14 protein-coding genes are annotated in these 18,739 nt (G+C 44.5%); 1 reads left to right on the top strand and 13 read right to left on the bottom strand.

Annotation, left to right across the window (positions count from 1 at the left end):
* Nucleotides 1-2 precede the first annotated feature (2 nt).
* From C1X04_RS06745 to C1X04_RS06685, 13 genes are all read right to left on the bottom strand, one after another.
* Nucleotides 3-1,025, bottom strand: coding sequence for a glycosyl transferase family protein (locus C1X04_RS06745; protein WP_254682353.1), 1,023 nt, complete (start codon nt 1,023-1,025; stop codon nt 3-5).
* Nucleotides 1,022-3,721: a nitrate reductase gene (locus C1X04_RS06740; RefSeq protein ID WP_110571761.1), complete on the bottom strand. Its 2,700-nt coding sequence runs from the start codon at nt 3,719-3,721 to the stop codon at nt 1,022-1,024. Before C1X04_RS06740 ends, C1X04_RS06745 begins: the two co-directional genes overlap by 4 nt.
* A 299-nt stretch (nt 3,722-4,020) precedes the next feature.
* Nucleotides 4,021-4,353 carry a nitrite reductase small subunit NirD gene (gene nirD / locus C1X04_RS06735; protein WP_137169501.1) on the bottom strand — a complete coding sequence of 111 codons (333 nt, stop codon included), beginning with the start codon at nt 4,351-4,353 and terminating at the stop codon, nt 4,021-4,023.
* Nucleotides 4,354-4,357: 4 nt separating this feature from the next.
* A complete protein-coding gene (gene nirB, locus C1X04_RS06730) occupies nt 4,358-6,916 on the bottom strand; it encodes a nitrite reductase large subunit NirB (protein ID WP_137169500.1) in 2,559 nt (852 codons plus the stop codon).
* Between the two features lie 60 nt (nt 6,917-6,976).
* Nucleotides 6,977-8,218 carry an NAD(P)/FAD-dependent oxidoreductase gene (locus C1X04_RS06725; RefSeq protein ID WP_137169499.1) on the bottom strand — a complete coding sequence of 414 codons (1,242 nt, stop codon included), beginning with the start codon at nt 8,216-8,218 and terminating at the stop codon, nt 6,977-6,979.
* Nucleotides 8,211-9,059 (bottom strand): ABC transporter ATP-binding protein, encoded by an 849-nt coding sequence (locus tag C1X04_RS06720; protein ID WP_137169498.1) that lies wholly within the window; start codon nt 9,057-9,059, stop codon nt 8,211-8,213. Before C1X04_RS06720 ends, C1X04_RS06725 begins: the two co-directional genes overlap by 8 nt.
* Before the next feature lie 52 nt (nt 9,060-9,111).
* On the bottom strand, nt 9,112-10,083 hold the full coding sequence (locus C1X04_RS06715) for an ABC transporter permease (protein WP_137169497.1): 972 nt from the start codon (nt 10,081-10,083) through the stop codon (nt 9,112-9,114).
* Nucleotides 10,084-10,108: 25 nt separating this feature from the next.
* Entirely contained in the window at nt 10,109-11,497 is a 1,389-nt protein-coding gene (locus tag C1X04_RS06710; protein ID WP_110571755.1) for a CmpA/NrtA family ABC transporter substrate-binding protein, read from the bottom strand.
* Between the two features lie 357 nt (nt 11,498-11,854).
* Nucleotides 11,855-13,054: a CmpA/NrtA family ABC transporter substrate-binding protein gene (locus C1X04_RS06705; RefSeq protein ID WP_137169496.1), complete on the bottom strand. Its 1,200-nt coding sequence runs from the start codon at nt 13,052-13,054 to the stop codon at nt 11,855-11,857.
* Complete coding sequence (locus C1X04_RS06700) at nt 13,051-13,656, bottom strand: ANTAR domain-containing response regulator (protein WP_110571753.1); 606 nt, start codon at nt 13,654-13,656, stop codon at nt 13,051-13,053. Before C1X04_RS06700 ends, C1X04_RS06705 begins: the two co-directional genes overlap by 4 nt.
* Nucleotides 13,657-13,860: 204 nt before the next feature.
* Nucleotides 13,861-14,496 (bottom strand): helix-turn-helix transcriptional regulator, encoded by a 636-nt coding sequence (locus tag C1X04_RS06695; RefSeq protein ID WP_137169495.1) that lies wholly within the window; start codon nt 14,494-14,496, stop codon nt 13,861-13,863.
* A gap of 105 nt (nt 14,497-14,601) precedes the next feature.
* Nucleotides 14,602-15,933, bottom strand: coding sequence for an HlyD family type I secretion periplasmic adaptor subunit (locus C1X04_RS06690; RefSeq protein WP_110571751.1), 1,332 nt, complete (start codon nt 15,931-15,933; stop codon nt 14,602-14,604).
* Nucleotides 15,934-15,935: 2 nt separating this feature from the next.
* Complete coding sequence (locus C1X04_RS06685; protein ID WP_110571750.1) at nt 15,936-18,215, bottom strand: type I secretion system permease/ATPase; 2,280 nt, start codon at nt 18,213-18,215, stop codon at nt 15,936-15,938.
* Between the two features lie 148 nt (nt 18,216-18,363).
* Here C1X04_RS06685 and C1X04_RS06680 point away from each other — a divergent pair, with 148 nt between their 5' ends.
* On the top strand, nt 18,364-18,735 hold the full coding sequence (locus tag C1X04_RS06680) for a hypothetical protein (protein ID WP_110571749.1): 372 nt from the start codon (nt 18,364-18,366) through the stop codon (nt 18,733-18,735).
* The last annotated feature ends 4 nt before the right edge of the window (nt 18,736-18,739 follow it).

Genomic DNA, 18,739 nt, shown 5'->3' with positions numbered 1-18,739 from the left:
TTCTACAAAATATGATCAAAATACGCCCTATCTCGCTTTGACCAAATATCATCAGCCAAAACAAGACAATCCTCATGAGACGTCACACCATAAAGAAGTCCTGCCACCGACGCAATAGTTTGTCGCACGGCCTGCTCACCAAATTGATCTAACTGATTTCCGCACCAATGATCTGTTAATCGTGACAAGTCCAAATTGTCTTTTAAGCGCTTGTGCTCCTTTTCAGCCTTTGGCCAATCAGACCAACTGGCTACGTTATTTTGCCACTTACCCAATGCCACATCGCGCTCTGGATTCACTTCCGCTTCACCATTACCACCACGAAATACCAATACTGATTCATCACCCAATTGTTCGCAGGCAGAAAGATGAAGCTGGTCATAGCCACGATGAAACACCCCATGCACACTATGGGCTGCCGAAAAAGGATTCATCATACGCACAACCGTATTGACTGGTGAACGCAACCCCAACACATATTTAAGATCCATCATGCTCCCCAAAGATGCATCGATATCAGCCAGTGGGATGTAAGCAAAATGTCTGTCAATAAGCTCTTGTTTTAGCTGTGTTCTAGAGTGGCAAACGGCTAACCCCAATTGTTGAATAACATATTCCACATAGATTCGATTTTCTCCATCAAATGTATGGCCATGCATAACAATATTCACGCCTGTATTAGCAAGTGCGATTGCCGCCAGCAAAAACCAAGGCAACTCATTGCGTTTGCCAGCGTAAGCAGGCCAATCCAAATCGACCTTGGCTTTCAGCGGGTCTTTTTTCGATAAATAGTCTCTTGCTGCTTTCGTAAAACCAACCGTTTCCTCAACCGTTTCTTCACGAATTCGAATCAACATCCAGAATGCGCCTGACTGTTCTGGCGCAACTTGACCAGACAACATTAAATTCATGGCATGTTCGGCCTCTTCCGCCGTCAAACTGCGTGCGCCTTTTTTACCTCGGCCTAAAATTTTTACATATTGAGTGAAATCATTCGTCATTCGGATTTGTGTACTACTCATCATGCTGATAACTCCGCCACTGAAGAAACAAAGCGTTTTAACTCAGGAAGACAAGAGCCACAATTGGTGCCACATTTTAGTTTGTCCCCCAATCCACTGACAGTACAAACACCAGACGAAACCGCCTTTTCAATTTGCTTACTGCCTACTTGATAGCAAGAGCAAACAATTTCTCCTTTATCTTCAGCGTTGGCGGGACTGCCTACCAAAATAGCTAAACGGTCTGCTAATGATAACGGAGTGTTTGCTTCTAATTTAGAAATAAGCCAATCCGCCAAAATGGATTTAGGCTGCGGATGCATATAAATAAGCATGGTAATTTTTTGATCAACCAACTTCGCCAATCGAACTTGTTGGGTTACTGGGTTCGCATACTCTAACCACTCAACCTTTTTTGCTAAACCGTCACGCCGTTCTACATGGATTGCTTTCAAGGACGCTTGTGTTTGCCCCTTCGGCCAAACAACTTCGTAGTGATAGCCTTGCTCTGATGGTACTTGGCACCAATACAAACAATCCGATAAAACAAGCGGAACTGCCGAGATAATCATGCCGTAGTCAATATCACTTACCGCCTCCAGCTGAACCTGAGCGTGTTTAGACTCTGGTTGCCCTGACAAAGGGTCAACGACTTGGGGTATTAGATTAGATACAACGGACGCGTTAGCAAATTGTCGAGTCCAGTGAATTGGCACAAACACATTAGCCGGTGCAACGGCTCGACTTAGCTTAGCTTTTAGCAACACTTCCCCGTACAGCGAAGTAAGACACACCAATGCTTTGTCTTTAATACCAAGCTGTTTCGCATCTTTCGGATGGATTTCCACATAAGGCTGTGCGGTATGCTTAGCCAAAGACGCCGCATCTCCAGTTCTTGTCATCGTATGCCATTGATCGCGCACTCGCCCGCTATTTAAAGTGAAAGGCCATTCCGGTGAAGCTTGATGCTTAGGCAAACGTGGCGTAATGGCAATGAATTTTGCTCGACCGTCTGGCGTGAAAAAATAGCCATCCTCAAACATCCGCTTGGTGCCTTCTGGACGACCTTTCGGCACCGGCCATTGCACTGGCGTCAAAGCATCGTATTCGGCCTTAGTTATTTGACTAAAATGGCCAATATCAAAATCACGTTTGCCATTGTTCTCAAACGCTGACAAAGCCGCATGCTCAGCAAAAATCTCATGAACATCTTGATAAGAAAAAGCCGATTGAAAGCCCAAACTTTTTGCGACTTCACAGATTGCCCACCAATCATGCTTAGCTTGCCCTGGCGCTGGCAATAAACCTCGTTGGCGAGAAATACGCCGCTCAGAGTTGGTGACCGTACCGTCTTTTTCACTCCAGCCCGTCGCAGGAAACAAGACATTAGCCATCGCGGTTGTGTCCGTATGCGCCTTACAATCACTGACAATCACAAGCTCACACTTTTCCAATGCCCGTCGAACTTGCGCTGTATCAGGCAAGCTCACCATAGGATTGGTCGACATAATCCACACGACTTTTACTTTACCTTCCTCCATGGCTTGAAATAAGTCGACGGCTTTTAGACCATTTTCTGTGGCCATATTGGGCGCTTGCCAGAAACGCTGGACTAAATCCTGTGCGTCTGGTGTTGCAAAATCCATATGAGCAGCCAATTGATTGGCCAACCCGCCGACTTCTCGCCCACCCATAGCATTCGGCTGACCCGTAATAGAAAAAGGCCCAGCCCCCTCTTTGCCAATACGGCCCGTCGCCAAATGACAATTAATAATCGCATTGCATTTATCAACGCCGGAGGACGACTGATTCACCCCTTGCGAATAAAAGGTAATTGTCTTTGCGGTATCACGCCACCAGCCAACTAAGCAGGTTAAATCTTGCTCACTTACCCCGCAAAAATTCGCTGCAGAGGAAAGACTCGGTGTCGACGCTTGCGCTTGCGCCAAAGCCTCATCAAAACCATTGGTGTGGTTCGCAATAAAGTCATGATCCAGAATATCTAATTGGGCAGAGTCGTGTAATAAAAAGGAAAATATTGCGGCGTCACCCCCAGGTTTAATCGCCAAGTGCAAATCCGCAATGTCACAAGTCGCTGTTTCACGAGGGTCGATCACGACGACTTTCATATTCGGTCGTTGTTTTTTAGCTGCGGCAATACGTTGATATAGAATGGGATGAGTCCAGGCAGCATTCGATCCAACCATGATCAATAAATCACAACACTCTAAATCTTCATAACTGCAAGGCACAGTGTCCGAGCCAAAAGCGCGCTTGTAGCCGACAACGGCAGACGCCATACACAAGCGAGAATTGGTATCCACGTTGGCAGTACCAATAAAACCTTTGGCAAGTTTATTAGCCACATAATAATCTTCAGTAAGAATTTGCCCCGAAAGATAAAAAGCAAACGCATCGGGACCATGGTCTTTAATAACCTGAGTGATTTTTGCGCTTACCGTCTCAACAGCCGATTGCCAATCCACTGGCCGCCCATTCACCATAGGCGTTAATAAACGATCATCTGATTGAATCGTTTGTGCAAGGCTGCTGCCTTTCACACACAAGCGACCAAAGTTCGCAGGATGCTCCAAGTCACCAGAAACAGGAGGAATCGCTTCATTTACCGAATGAGGAACAGTCAAGTTTACGCCACACCCAACACCGCAGTATGGACAAGTCGTTTTTCCGCTTGTTGCTGTCATCGTTGTTGCCGCCATGGACCCTCCTCACATTTGCCTTCTTAAAAACAAAAAAAGGCCCAATCACTTTTCTAAAAAAGTGATTGGGCCTCGTTGCCTTTTGTAATATCTGTATGCTTTATGTGTAAGCCATCGTCGGTTTACGGTGCATCAGTAATCTATACATAGCAATTAGTAAGCCAACTTTTAATAAAGCAGATAAAGCCAGTTATAACTGGGTTTTACTGGCCTTGCGGCTGGCGTACTTCTGAAGTGCTATAAAAAACGATCTTTTAGAGCCCTCAAACAGTGCAGCTAAGCAATAAAATGCACCATTTCTAATTGGCGGCGATAAACACCTCATTACCTTCTAACTTCGCTTGCCAATGAGGTACTTTAATATCCTCTTCCAGACATTCGCCCGATGCCAAGACAAAGTGTTGTTTATACAAAGGGCTGGCAACGACCCATTGATCTTGTAAATGGGCAACCAAGCCTCGTGATAAAACATTCGCCTTGCCAACCGGATCCCAGTTAGCAATCGCAAAGACTTTATTATCAGACTCAGGGACGTAGAAAATCGCGACTTGTTCGCCATTTACCATGGCCGCCACACCAGCGCCCTCTATTAGGTCTTCTTGTTTACAAATTAATTTCCATGGCATCGTCATCGTTTTAACCTACCTTCGCAATTAATTGTTGTTTCTCTGCTTCTGTTGCCGGACGCATTTGACTGCGCTCTTCAACAAAGACCACATTGTTATCACTTCCCTCATAATTCACAAATTGGCGGAACGTTTTTAGGGCTTCTGGATCTTGCAACGTGGTTTTCCATTCGCATTGGAAAGTATCCACGACGTGCTGCATACTGGCTTCAAGCTCAGCACATAAACCCAGTTTGTCATCAATCACCACCTCTTTAAGGTAGTCCAATCCTCCCTCTAGACCGTCCATCCAAACAGAAGTACGCTGCAAGCGATCCGCTGTTTTGGTGTAAAACATCAATACACGGTCGATGTATTTCACCAAGGTTTCATCGTCCAGATCTTTGGCAAACAAGTCTCCGTGGCGTGGCTTCATACCACCATTACCGCACACATATAGGTTCCAACCACCTTCTGTGGCGATCACACCAATGTCTTTACTCTGAGCTTCAGCGCACTCTCGAGTACAACCAGACACCGCGAATTTGATTTTATGGGGGGAGCGCAAGCCTTTGTAACGATTCTCCAGATCAATCGCCATCTTCATGCTGTCATTCACGCCATAACGACACCAAGTGCTACCAACGCAAGATTTCACTGTACGTAAGGATTTGCCATAGGCTTGACCGGTTTCAAAACCCGCTGCAATTAACTTTTCCCAAATTTCGGGTAATTGCGACAAGGTCGCACCGAATAAGTCGATCCGCTGACCACCTGTTACCTTAGTGTATAAGCCGTACTCTTTTGCCACCTCGCCTAATACAATCAATCTATCAGGCGTGATTTCCCCGCCCGGAATGCGCGGCACAATTGAGTAGGTTCCATCTTTTTGCATATTGGCAAGGAAGCGATCATTGGTGTCTTGCAAGCTAATGTGTTCTTTTTTCAACACATAATCATTCCAGACACTGGCTAAAATAGACCCAACTGCGGGCTTGCATATTTCACAACCGTGACCTTTACCATGTTGGTTTAACAGTTCAGCAAAGGTTTTGATTCCACCGACCTTCACTAGGTTGTACAAATCTTGGCGGGTATACGCAAAATGTTCACAAATGTCTGTGCTGACCTCAACACCCAAGGCTAACAATTCATTGTCGACGACTTTTTTCAATAACGCTGCACAACCACCACAACCCGTTCCCGCTTTCGTAATGCCTTTCACATCACCAACCGACAAAGCGCCATGACAAACGGCGTCATTAATATCTTGTTTAGAGACGTTATGGCAGCTACAGATCGATGCAGTCGCTGGTAAAGCATCTACACCTAGGCCAACGGGAGCATCGCCCATCGTAGGTAAAATAAGTGCTTGTGCTTGCTCAGGTAAATCAATGGCATTGAGGTAATATTGCAACAAGGTATCGTAATAACTGTTGTCGCCCACTAAGACAGCGCCTAATAGCTTTTTACCGTCTTCAGAAACCACCATTTTTCGATAGCTTTGGCTGATTTCATCTTGGTAAACAAAGACTTTGCAGCCTTGCGATTGAGCATGTGCATCGCCAACTGACCCCACGTCGCAACCCAAAAGCTTCAACTTGGTGCTCATATCCGCGCCTGTGAACGTCACGCCTACATAACCCAACAAATGCCCTGCGGCGGATTTGGCCATGGCGTAACCTGGAGCAACCAAACCAAAAATACGATTATTCCACAGCGCACACTCGCCAATGGCATAAATGTCGTCATCACTGGTTTGGCAATGATTGTTGACACTGATACCGCCACGCTCTCCAACCGTTAGACCCGATTGATGCGCCAACGCATCCTGCGGTCGAATCCCCGCAGAGAATAAAATAAGATCAGTTTCAAGATGAGAACCATCAGCAAAATTCATGCGATGAAAAGCACTCTCACCATCAATTATTTCTTTGGTCGCGGTGTCGGTATATACCTTGACACCTAACTCCTCGATCATTTCCTTAAGAACCGCACCGCCCTTTTCGTCTAATTGAACGGGCATTAAACGCGGAGCGAATTCCACAACACTGGTTTCCAAACCCAGATTTTTGAGCGCATTCGCCGCTTCCAACCCAAGTAAACCACCGCCGACAACCGTGCCTCTTGTTACTTGTTTCGCACACGCTCTAATCGCGTCAAGATCATCAAGAGTACGATAAACAAAGGTGTTATCACGTTTATGACCAGGAATAGGTGGAACAAAAGGATAAGAGCCCGTCGCCAGAACAAGCTTGTCATAAGACAATGACTCGCCATTTTGTAATATGAGCGTCTTCGCCTCACGGTCGATCTCGGTCACCAAGCTATTGGTAAAGTAGCGCACGCCATGTTCGTCATATAAAGTGCCATCTGTCATGGCCAAATCGGCTGCACCTTTACCCGTGAAATATTCACTTAGATGCACACGGTCATAAGCTAAGTAAGGCTCTTCACCAAACACCGTAATTTGAAAGGCTTCATGACCAGCTTGGGCGATCATTTGTTCGACAAAGTGATGACCGACCAGGCCATTGCCGATCACCACAAGATGAGGTTTGGTAGTAAGAAAAGACACGCTAGAAATCATTGTGTTCCCCTTTGCAATAATAGTTTGCCTAACGGCTAACAACGTCTAGAACGGCTTGATTTAGGCCACTTGAAGGCAGCAATACGCTTCGCCAAATACCAGTAAATCAAGCATCTCAGAGACATTGGTCTTGTTTTGAATTAGCTGGAAATACCAGCTTCCATCGGCGACGTTGCCATAAAGAATTGCGCCAACCAGTAAGCCGTCGTTGACTACCAGTTTGCGGTAATGATTTGCGCTAACATCTTTGAAAAAAATGCAGTTGTCTTCTTCTGATGGCTCAATCTTACCAACCGAAAAAAGATTGATGCCGGATACTTTCAACTTAGTCGATGTCGGCTCGATAACAAACGCGGCTTCTTCGCCTACCAACACCTTCATCAAAACGTTAATTTGTGTCCAAATAGGCGCTACTAAGCCAAAGGTTTGTTGATTACATTCACAGCACTCACCCAGAGCATAAACATCAGGGTGAGAAGTTTGCATTCGCTCATCGACTAAAATCGCCCGATTCGTTTCCAATCCAGCCGCTTTGGCTAACGCAATTTCAGGCACGATACCCGCAGCCATAACAACCAAGTTCACTGCCAGCTGTTCGCCACTTTGGCAAACCACATGAGAGACGCAGCCGTCATCTGTTTGTAAAAAGGATTCTGGTGACTCGCCAAGACGAAACTCGATACCCATTTGCGTAAGCCTAGCCAGTAAGAGCTCGGCCGATTCGGCGTCTAGCTGACGATTTAGCAACCAATTTGAGCGATGAAAAACGACCACCTTATGACCACGCTTTACCAAGCCCACTGCAGCTTCTAAGCCCAACAAACCACCACCGACGACGCAAACAGACTGACGGCCTTTCAACTGCGTCATAACATCCACATCATTCCAAGTACGAAAGCCCATTACATTAGGAGCCGACACCCCTTTGATTGGTAGCACACTTGCCCGAGAGCCAGTCGCTAGCACTAATTGATCGTATTTAATGGTTTTTCCACTGGCTAATAGGAGCGTTTTATTTTTCGGGTCCAACTTAATAGCGGGATCATTGGACACAATATCAACGCCATCTTCTTGCATTTTCTGCGCATCAACAAATGGCATATCGGCATCCGAAATATCCTTTGCCAATAAAGAGGACAACATGATGCGGTTATAGCCAACTCTGGATTCTTCCCCAACCAAAACTATTTGGTAATCATCGCCATGCGCTTTTTCGAAGTCGTGCGCAAGCTTGCTGCCAGCCATACCAGCCCCAACAATGACGAGACGGCGTTTGCCCGACTTAGAGATAAGACTAGGCATTGGCAACCTTGGCACTAGCCGCCACCGTTTTACTCTTAGTCGTTGCTTGGATAGGCTCTACTTTGCGTTGTTTTTCATACAAGAAGGTCAACACTTGAGTTCGATAATCTACGTATCTTGGGTCATTCGCTAAAGCCAGACGTTCACGCGGGCGCTCAAGGTCAACATGGAGAATTTCTCCAACAGTGGCAGCTGGGCCATTCGTCATCATGACTATACGGTCCGATAGCAGCACGGCTTCATCCACGTCGTGAGTAATCATAATCACAGTGTTGTTTAAGTCTTTTTGAATCTCCATCAACGAATCTTGAAGGTGTGCCCGAGTCAAGGCATCCAATGCTCCAAAAGGCTCATCCATCAGTAAAACACTAGGCTCCATCGCTAACGCTCTAGCAATACCAACACGCTGCTTCATACCGCCAGAGATTTCATCTGGACGCTTATCAGCGGCATGGGTCATGTGCACCAACTCTAAGTTATGCATGATCCAGTCATGCATTTCTTTCTTCGATTTGGTTTTGCGAAAAACCTGTTTCACTGCCAATTCGACATTCTGGTAAGAAGTTAGCCAAGGCAGTAAAGAATGGTTTTGAAAAACCACCGCACGCTCCGGTCCTGGCCCCTTAACTTCACGACCATCCAATAAAATGCCGCCTTCCGTTGCGTCATACAAACCAGCCACGATATTAAGGACGGTAGACTTACCGCAACCCGAATGACCAATAAGCGATACAAACTCGCCTTTCTGTATTTTTAGGCTGACATTATCAAGCGCTTTAAAAGGCCCTTTTGGTGTAGGAAACTCAATAGAAATATGGCTTATATCTAAATGTGTTGTCATAGCATTCTCCGTTAGCGCACTCTAAATTAATGTATTTTCGACAAATCGCTTCTTATCGAAGCACCTGCGTCTTATCCCAAGAAGCGAAGCGCTGGAATGCCAACATCACTCGATCCAACAAATACCCAATAAAACCAATCATCAGAACAGCCACCATAATTCGGCCCAACGAGTTCGAACTGCCATTTTGAAACTCATCCCAAACAAACTTCCCTAGCCCTGGGTTTTGCGCCAACATTTCCGCCGCAATCAACACCATCCATGCAATACCTAATGACAGACGTAAACCTGTGAACATCAAAGGAATCGCGGACGGAATGACGATCTTCATCACATGTGTCACCCACCCAAGGCGCAATACTTTGGATACGTTAAGCAAGTCTTTTTCGACCGCTGCGACCCCCACCGCCGTATTTATCAAAGTTGGCCACATGCAGCACAAGGTGACCGTGAACATGGACGTTAAGAATGATTTGGAAAACATAGGATCATCAGATACATAACTCGCACTCACGACCATAGTGACCAAAGGCAACCATGCCAGCGGAGAAACCGGCTTAAATACCTGAATCACCGGATTCAGGGCACTGTAAACAGAACGATTCAAACCAATCAAAATCCCTACAGGAATAGCAATAAGGCTGGCCAGACCAAACCCAGCTAGAACGGTGTACAAGCTGGTAAATATCTGGTCAAAAAAGGTCGGCTTACCAGTGTAATCCCGGATAATGCCAGCATAGCTTGGGTCTTTAGCTTGACGTTCCGCAATACGCTCTTCTTGGCGGACGTAAAACTTTTCGGCCTTCACTCGTTCATTCTGGTGTTCTGCCACCAAACTATTCCACTGTTCATACACCACAACAGGGCCAGGAAATTCTCCCAGAGAGGTATGAACTCGACTTGCTCCTGCTTGCCACAACAAGATGAAAACTATAATTCCAAAGACTGGCAGTAGAACGCCCTTCAAAGAAAATGCGCTGATCTTATCCTTTAAAGAAGCCATGGTTATGTTTGATATCATCATCTTTATCTCACTTATCGTGTTTGGTTTAGACCTGATCATCGCCTTTTAGACCAATCTTAAATCGCTTCAGATAATCATTAGGGTGTTTACCGTCATACATGACACCATCAATAAAGTCGCTTTGAGGTGGTTTAAAACCATCTTCCTTATCAAAATCAGGAAACTCGTCTGCCGACATGACACCCTCCTCTATTAAGGATTGTGCCGCTTGCGCATAAATATCAGGACGGTAGACATCTTTAGCGATCTTCATGAACCATTCGTCAGACTTAGGTTCGGAAATTTGCCCCCAACGACGCATTTGCGTTAGGTACCAAATCGCATCGCTGTAATAGGGATAAGTTGCGTGATGACGGAAGAAGACGTTGAAATCTGGAATGTCACGTTTATCGCCTTTTTCATACTCAAAAGTACCGGTCATACTGTTGGCGATCACATCGTAATCAGCGCCCACATATTGGCTACGCGAGAGGATTTTTACCGCCTCAGGGCGATTAGCATTGTTGTTTTCATCTAGCCATTTCGCAGCACGAATCATGGCTTTGACAACACGAATGTGCGTGTTGGGGTATTGATCCGCCCAGTCGCTGCTCACACCAAAGACTTTCTCTGGGTTATTTTTCCAGATTTCATAATCGGTAATGACTGGCACACCAATCCCTTTAAACACAGCTTGTTGGTTCCAAGGTTCACCAACGCAGTAACCTGAAATCGTTCCCGCTTCCATGGTGGCTGGCATTTGCGGTGGCGGTGTAACAGACAGCAAAGCATCGGCATTAATCTGACCACTGGTGTCGCCTCGCGCTGGGGCGTAATAACCTGGATGAATGCCACCAGCAGCAAGCCAATAACGCAGCTCGTAATTATGAGTGGAGACGGGAAACACCATGCCCATTTTGAATGGTTTGCCTTGGGCTTTATAGCCATCTATTACAGGCTTTAAAGCACTGGCACTGATTGGATGAACAGGCTTGCCATCTGGACCATTTGGAATGTTTTTCTTCATTTCATCCCAAACATCGTTGGAAACCGTAATACCATTACCATTCAAATCCATACTAAAAGCGGTCACTATGTGCGCTTTCGTACCGTACCCAATAGTTGCACCCAGTGGCTGACCCGCTAGCATATGAGCGCCATCTAACTGCCCATCAATCACTCGGTCGAGCAGAACTTTCCAATTTGCTTGAGCTTCCAAAGTGACATACAGCCCTTCATCTTCGAAATAGCCTTTCTCATACGCAATCGCCAATGGCGCCATATCGGTTAGTTTGATAAAACCAAATTTAAGCTCTTCCTTTTCCGCATAACCAACCTCCGCTTGGGCAACACCAGATAACAGAACGGACCCCATTAATATGGAAAAACCCATTTTAGGAAGGGGATCTAAGGCTTTCAAAAATCTTAGGTTCATTGTCATACTCCGCAACTAAATACATTTCAAAAAGTAGAAAAACAAAAAAAGGCGCATGCACAACACAAATAGAATGTGTTTGCAGGCGCCTTTGCCATTCAAAGAAAATCCGACTTTGGAGATTCAGTAATGTGGGTGACAATTAACGACCGTTGCCAATTTCACCATTTTTTTTCAAAAAATTTTTCTCTATGTATTTTACAAAGCACGCAGTGTGCCAATTAAAATAAACAACTGTTTTATATGGTTTTTTGTATTTTTTCCGCTCAATTTTGAAATGCAGACCGATAAGAACATCTTTATTCTTGCCCAATAATCATGCACAGCGCACTAAAACATCACATCATCCGATGCGCATTACGCCAATCTTTCAAACCCCTTTAAAATCCCTTCAGGGTGCAAACGAATTTCCCCATCCGCCACCAAAGATAACCAAGTTGCTTCGTCTGCCTCTGGTAGCTGCCACTCTATGGCATTTTTGTCTTCAACTAAGCCCAGTGCTTTGTAGTAAAGATCTTTACGATAAATTTGCTCGGCTAACTGGTTTAGCTTGGACACACCACCTAACTGTTGCCAGCGATGCATCTGAGCCATGACCCATAATGCATAACTCGGCAGTGGCTTATTAATATCACTACCGGAAAAACGCTGAAACGCTTCCATTGGCCAATCAAACTGTCCCTTTGGTTTAATAGAACCAAAGCCATACACCAACTGCTGCATAGTGCAATTTAAATAATCTGGATGGCTCAAAATACTAAGAAGCTCAGCTTGGTTTTCTGCGACATCTACCCAAGCGCAGGCTTTATCTAACGCCCGAATAATCGCAAGATGTTGTGCTTGATTTTGCTCGGCCCAAAGGGCGTTCACTCCAAATACTTTCTCCGGAGTGCTTCCCCAAATTTCATATCCTGTGACCAGCATATGACCAACACCTTGCTCAACCGCCAAGCTATTCCATGGCTCACCCACACAATAGCCATCTATATCGCCACGTCTTAAGTTATCGACCATTTTTACCGGAGGAATAACCACTATTTGGACATCTTTATCCGGATTAATACCAGCTCGACTCAGCCAATCCCGTAACTGATAATTATGAGAGGAATAAGGGTACACCATCGCAAAACGCAACGGCGCGACTTTGTCACCTCGATGATCAATGAGCCTTTTTAAAGCGACGCCCGTTCGGATGTCCAGAGAAGAGTCAGCAAAATGTTGCAGTTGGTCGTACAGAAAATTACCAATCGTTATGCCATTACCGTTGTGGCTTACGGTAAAACTGGTTTGCATTGCTGTTTTGATGCTACCTATCCCTAGGCTGGCAGCGATCGGCATTGATGACAACATGTGCGCACCGTCTAGCAAATTAAACGCTACCTTGTCACGAATACTTGCCCAAGATGCCTCTTTAGAAAGTACAACATTGACGCCCTCATCGACAAAGAAGCCCTTCTCTTGAGCAATAACAAAAGGCGCGCAATCGATAAGTGGGATAAAACCGATACGAATGGGATCCGCTTGCTGAATAAGACTATTTGATTGCACTGTGTTCATTTTGAACCTCCCATCAACTCCATGACAGATATGATATTTCTAGCAACATCTGTCATACGTTGACTACGATCCATTGCTAGTTTTCTAAGAGCTTGATAGGCCGCTGGCTCATCACATTTCTGATGTTTCATGATTAAACCTTTTGCTTTATCTATCAGCTTACGATCTTCAAGCTGGCTTTTTACCGACTCAAGCTCAGACCTAAGAGCATGAAACTCCCTAAATCGCGCAATAGCCACTTGTAATAATGCTTTGACGCTACCGCTATTGACGCCATCAACCACATAGGCGCTTACCCCAGCCCTAATGGCAGCCTCTACATACTTAGAGTCATCCTGTTCAGCAAACATCACGATTGGGCGAGGATTATCTTTAGTGAGACGAGACATATTTTCCAACATGTCTCGATCAGGTGATTCAATATCAATAATCACCATATCTGGTTGAAACTCTGCTACGGCTTCGGTTAGGTTTTTAGCATTCTCTAAACGTCTAATGACACGGTAACCGCTATCCATCATAGCTTGTTCTACAATAGCCGCTCTTGCAGGCTCATTATCGACCAACATCACAGTCAATTCTTTTTCGGGGGGAGCGGACATGGTGCATTCTCTTTGAAAGCGTTAAGTTACACTCAAGTAAACTGCAAAAATTGCGCCATTAAGATACACAGAAAATAGATAAATACGGAGGATAAGCAACAATAGAGCGCTGCTGCAGTCGAAAATCCCCTTTCATTCTGATGTGATTGAGCGGCAAAAAAGTGAAATGAACCAAAAATGTGCAGAGGACGCTAAGGATACGACCTAATGCACCGTATCAAGTGATTTCACTAAAAGAGCCAAGGCTAAACGATCTTTAGTATTGGTTTTCTTAAAAACAGAAGTAAGATGAGCTTTCACGGTCCGCTCGGTGATCTCTAACTCCAATGCAATTTGCTTGTTTGAAAGGCCTTTTGCAATACATCTAGCAACACTCCATTCCCTGTCAGACAAATGCTCAAGCGTGTTATTAGACGTTGGTTCAGTCGGTGCAGACTGTTGAATGAGTTGCTCTATGAAAGCCTTCCCTCCCCAAATCTCGCCAGAGTCAATCACGGACAACACCAGTGATAATTGCTCCTTACCAATATAAGGTGCACATTGACCATTTACGCCTACCGAAAATAATCTTAGTGCTGCACTTTGGCTAAATTGATTCGGAAAAACGACCACTTTTTGTTTTGGAAACGCTGAACATAATGCCGCAACATCTTCTACATCTTTGGAAAAAGAGTCGTTGCCTAAATACATAAAGCAATATTCAAACTCGGATGGTGATACAGTTAACGATTCACGCACATCTTCTATCGTCTCAGCACGAAATAATGAAATTCCAACTGCGACTACACTATTCCAATGTGTCCAAACGGCGTCATCTGTATTCCAACACAAAATTTTCAAAATAAACCTCATCCTATTGAGTGCAACCTAGCTATTCTAACCAGCTAACAATGACAGTTTGTTAACATTTGTTACCGAATATAAACCTTGGCGTTTTTTTTGTAATTAACGCTCACGAAGCGCATTCTGCTTGGCTTTTAGAATTGGTTTCAATAAATAATCGAGTAGCGTTTTCTTGCCTGTTATAATATCTACGGTCGCTTGCATACCTGGGATAATTGGTAATTGCGATTTTTCAGTCCCTAAATAATTCTTATCCGTCCTCACCCTAACCAAATAGAAACTGTTGCCTTCTTCATCCAGAATGGTATCAGCACTGATGTTTTCAACAACACCAGGCAACCCGCCAAAAATAGCAAAATCATAGGCTGACAACTTAACAACCGCTTTCAAGTCTGGCTGTATAAAACCAATGTTTTCGGGTCGAACTTTAGCTTCAATCAATAGCGAGTCTTCAATAGGTACAATTTCCAATAAACTCATTCCAGGCTTAACAACGCCACCCACCGTATTGATTTGAATTTGTTTCACAATCCCTTTAACCGGTGATCTAACCTGCGTTCTAGAAACTTTATCAGCTAGTGATACGCTGGTTTCACGCAGTTGATCCAACTTGCTTCGAACGGCGGTTAAATCCTCTTGGGCATCAGCACGAAATTTAGCATCACTTTCTTCGAGCTTACTCTGCGCTTCTTTTAACGCTGACTCGGCTCTTGGAATAGCCAATTGAGTGGCTTCTAAATCCCCCTGCAGCTGGTTCACTTGCCGTTCAAGCTGTAATAACTCAACCCTGGATACAGCTCCCTGCTCAAAAGCAGGTCGAGTTAACGCTAATTCTTCTTTAGAGTATGCATAACTTTGCTTCAAGTTTGCCAGCTTCGCCTGTAATTCAACAATCTCTTGTCGCCGCTGTGCTATCTGCTGCTCAAAGCTAGCCTGATTAGTACGCAGTGACTCTAAGCGATTCTTGTATAAATCAAGCTCTCGATTAACCACCTGTGGGTTTTCCTTCATAACATCAGCATCAAACTCAGGTTTAACACCATAAGACTCTGCTTGAAGACGTGTGGCACGCACCCGTAAATTAATCGACTCTGCTTGTTGCTCCCTTAATGAAGATAGCGCTTCTGTGTTTTCGATCGTCATCAACACCTGATCATTATCGACAACCTGCCCAACCTTTACGTTAATTTCTTTTAAAATACCACCTTCAAGGTTTTGAATTTGTTGAACCTGACTCGAAGGAATCACCCTTCCCTCACCAACAGTCACTTCATCCAACGAAGTATAGTGAGCCCACACTAATGCAACGGTGATGAATATAAAAATCACCCATAGAATGATACGGCCGCCACGAGGCGTCTTCAGCATCAAAGCGGCATTTCGGTTAGTCAAATACTCTAAATCACTTTGAGATATTGATGTTTTTTTACTCATTATTAACTGACCTTTAATTTGCCTTGGCGAAGTGCTTCATGCACCTGAGCTTTTGGACCATCAGCAATCAAGCGACCATTATCCATTACGATAATACGGTCAACCATATCCAGCATAGAGGCCTTATGTGTAATTAATATAAGCGTTTTATCTTTTAACCCTTCCATTAGTCTTCGCTTCATTCGCGTCTCAGTTGTATTGTCCATCGAGGCGGTGGGTTCATCCAAAATAAGGATTGGTGGATCAAAAAGTAACGCACGAGCGATCGCAATACTTTGACGCTGTCCACCTGACAGTAAAGCACCTCGCTCACCAACATTACTGTCTAGACCACTTGGCTTACGATTAGCAAACTCAGAAACACCTGACAGGTCAGCCGCTCGAATAATAGCGTCATCCTCCATGTAAGGAACGCCCATGACGATATTATCTTTGATAGAGCCATAAAATAAATTAACGTCTTGGGATACAGCGCCAACATTACGACGTAAATCAGTAGGATTAACCTGACGAAGGTCCACACCATCTATTCTTATTGCACCGCTATTGGGTGTATAAAGGCCTGTCATCAACTTACCAATGGTCGATTTTCCGGATCCGATACGCCCGATAATGGCGACCTTCTCTCCTTGCCTAATATTAATATTAATTTCACTTACCGCTGCTTGCTCTTGATCAGGATAAGCGAAATTAACCGCCTCGAATTGAAATTCTCCTTTAAAGACAGGACGATGCACAAACTTAACATCGTCAGGGTTTTCAACTGGAGAGGACATAATTTCATTTATTGAGGTAAAGGCCGACTTCGCTTGATTGTATCGAGTTGCTAAACTCGCCACCTGCGCCATGGGGCCAAGTGCGCGACCTGTCAACATAACAGAGGCCACCAACGCCCCCATACTCATGTTCCCTTCTGCGATCTGATAGACACCCACAATCACAATGATCACGGTTGTTAACTGTTGCGCAACCATGGCAAAAGAAGAAGAGGACTGTGATAGTTGACGCGTTTTCACGCCCCAATCGGCAATGTTACCAACCGCACTTTCCCATTGCTTTTGCATTACGCCTTCGGCGTTATTGAGCTTAACACTCTCAGCGTTATAAAGACTTTCGATCAATACCGCGTTTTTCTGTGAGGCTGTTTTTTGGCTTTCTTCAATGGAGCGACGCAAAGGCACTTGGATAATAATGCTGTAAAGCAAAATTAAGGCAATAGTCACGATGGGGATATAACCAACAGGTCCACCGATCATCCATATCACGCCAATGATAAGAAACATAAATGGAATATCAACCAGAGTAGTGATTGACGCTGAAGTAATAAAATCTCGAATACTCTCAAATTCTTGGAGGTTTTTTGCGAACGCCCCAACCGATTTGGGACGAGACGCCATGGTGATATTGTTCACCTTGGAAAAAATAGAGGCCGAAATCAATATATCTGATTTTTTCCCAGCAATATCGATAAAGTAAGAGCGCAACATACGCAATAAAAAATCAAACAAATAGACAACCGCGGCGCCAATAGCCAAGACCCAAAGCGTATCAAATGCATTGTTAGGCACAACACGATCGTATACGTTCATCACAAAAAGCGGGCTGGCTACGGCAAAGATATTAATCAGCAGGGAAGCGATGAAAACGTCTCGATAAATACGCCAAGAACCAGTCACAGTTCCCCAGAACCAATGACCCTTTTTCTTTTCTTCGTCATCATTTTTCGCTGAACGCTTATCAAATTGATACAAAGGGCGTACAAAAAAACAGTAACCAGAAAAAGACTCAGTCAGTTGCTCAATCGGTAAGGTTATTTCCCCTTCCCCAGATTCTGGTCGAAATATTTTGGCGGTGCCAGACTCTTTATCCAATTCCAATAAAACGCAGGCTTGCTTTTCCTTCAATAGAAGGACGACAGGAAGCACCATGTCTGGGATTTTTAACAGGGGACGCTTAACAAAACGTGAGCTCAAACCTATGCGCTGTGCAGCGCGTTGAAAAAGCTCGGGGGTCATTTCATTTTCAGTGATAGGTAAACCCGCGGCAATACCATCGGCAGTGTAAGGATTATAAAAATACTTACTTAGCAGAACTAAGCAATCTAATAACGGATTCGGGTATTCTAACGAAGCACTTTTAATTCGCCATTGGTCGGCAGCTTCTTCAGGAGTCGCTTGATTCGTTACTCCTGTCACGTCTTCACCACCCTCATTAATGATGTCATTATCTTCATAAGATTCTGGTGACGAAGAGTCCTGCTCTGAACGACCAGTGTCAGACATACCCTATATTCTCCTTAAAAAACCGAAATACCGCTTGTGGATCAATAATAAAATAATAAGAACTATAGTCTAGAATAGTGTTTATTAAGTAATATGGGAAGAGAACATACCAACTTGTCATAAATTGAGATATTAGAAGGAAATCAATATGCTTTACGCAAAACTCAATGCAGATGGAGTGATTATAGATGTGGCCACATCACAGTCAGATGAGTACAAATTATTAGTCGCTCCTAATGACCCAACGGTTGCCAGCATATTGGAAAAAAAATTCACGTCAGCAAGCACCAGCACCCAAGAAATACTCGCTAGCTCTGATGGTGAAATGATGCGTATTTTGGAAGATTTAGTAGACCTTCTAACAGAAAAACGCCTGATACAATTTACTGAATTACCTTTAGCTGCGCAGAAGAAATTGCTTGGTAGAAAATGGGTGCGTGGCGTTCATAGCGGAAATGATGAAAGCTTAATGGCCGACAATGAAGACATTGGCGATCGAGAAGATGACTCATTAATCTAGTAAG

Source organism: Marinomonas sp. FW-1, assembly GCF_005222245.1.
Taxonomy (GTDB): Bacteria; Pseudomonadota; Gammaproteobacteria; order Pseudomonadales; family Marinomonadaceae; genus Marinomonas; species Marinomonas alcarazii.
The sequence above is the reverse complement of the archived record's forward strand: the minus strand, read 5'-3'. Positions and strand labels throughout refer to the sequence as shown.

Coding starts and splice junctions, on each gene's coding strand:
- C1X04_RS06715 (WP_137169497.1), bottom strand. CDS start 10,083: ATGATGATATCAAACATAACCATGGCTTCTTTAAAGGATAAGATCAGC.
- C1X04_RS06710 (WP_110571755.1), bottom strand. CDS start 11,497: ATGAACCTAAGATTTTTGAAAGCCTTAGATCCCCTTCCTAAAATGGGT.
- C1X04_RS06720 (WP_137169498.1), bottom strand. CDS start 9,059: ATGACAACACATTTAGATATAAGCCATATTTCTATTGAGTTTCCTACA.
- C1X04_RS06690 (WP_110571751.1), bottom strand. CDS start 15,933: ATGAGTAAAAAAACATCAATATCTCAAAGTGATTTAGAGTATTTGACT.
- C1X04_RS06685 (WP_110571750.1), bottom strand. CDS start 18,215: ATGTCTGACACTGGTCGTTCAGAGCAGGACTCTTCGTCACCAGAATCT.
- C1X04_RS06680 (WP_110571749.1), top strand. CDS start 18,364: ATGCTTTACGCAAAACTCAATGCAGATGGAGTGATTATAGATGTGGCC.
- C1X04_RS06745 (WP_254682353.1), bottom strand. CDS start 1,025: ATGATGAGTAGTACACAAATCCGAATGACGAATGATTTCACTCAATAT.
- nirB (WP_137169500.1), bottom strand. CDS start 6,916: ATGATTTCTAGCGTGTCTTTTCTTACTACCAAACCTCATCTTGTGGTG.
- C1X04_RS06700 (WP_110571753.1), bottom strand. CDS start 13,656: ATGTCCGCTCCCCCCGAAAAAGAATTGACTGTGATGTTGGTCGATAAT.
- C1X04_RS06705 (WP_137169496.1), bottom strand. CDS start 13,054: ATGAACACAGTGCAATCAAATAGTCTTATTCAGCAAGCGGATCCCATT.
- nirD (WP_137169501.1), bottom strand. CDS start 4,353: ATGACGATGCCATGGAAATTAATTTGTAAACAAGAAGACCTAATAGAG.
- C1X04_RS06740 (WP_110571761.1), bottom strand. CDS start 3,721: ATGGCGGCAACAACGATGACAGCAACAAGCGGAAAAACGACTTGTCCA.
- C1X04_RS06725 (WP_137169499.1), bottom strand. CDS start 8,218: ATGCCTAGTCTTATCTCTAAGTCGGGCAAACGCCGTCTCGTCATTGTT.